The organism is Streptomyces endocoffeicus (assembly GCF_016741935.1).
GTDB lineage: Bacteria > Actinomycetota > Actinomycetes > Streptomycetales > Streptomycetaceae > Streptomyces > Streptomyces endocoffeicus.
The window spans coordinates 1-338 of sequence record NZ_JAERRG010000240.1; the positions used below are offsets into that span (position 1 = coordinate 1).

General features: G+C 72.5%; 1 protein-coding gene. It reads right to left on the reverse strand.

Going from position 1 to position 338, the window contains the following annotated elements; genetic code table 11:
- On the reverse strand, positions 1–338 hold a 338-nt coding region (locus JK364_RS54785), incomplete at both ends, for a beta-ketoacyl synthase N-terminal-like domain-containing protein (protein ID WP_269146477.1).

Genomic DNA, 338 nt, shown 5'->3' on the forward strand with positions numbered 1-338 from the left:
CCGTTGGGGGCGGTGAGGCCGTTGGAGGCGCCGTCCTGGTTGACGGCGGTGCCGCGTACCACGGCCAGTACCTGGTGTCCGAGGCGTTGGGCGTCGGACAGTCGCTCGATGAGGAGGATGCCGGCGCCTTCGGACCAGGCGGCGCCGTCGGCGGTGGCGGCGAAGGATTTGCAGCGTCCGTCGGGGGAGAGGCCGCGTTGGCGGCTGAATTCGATGTAGGAGGAGGGGGAGGCCATGACGGTGACGCCGCCGGCGACGGCGAGGGTGCACTCGCCGGCGCGCAGTGCCTGGACGGCCAGGTGCAGGGCGACCAGGGAGGAGGAGCAGGCGGTGTCGAC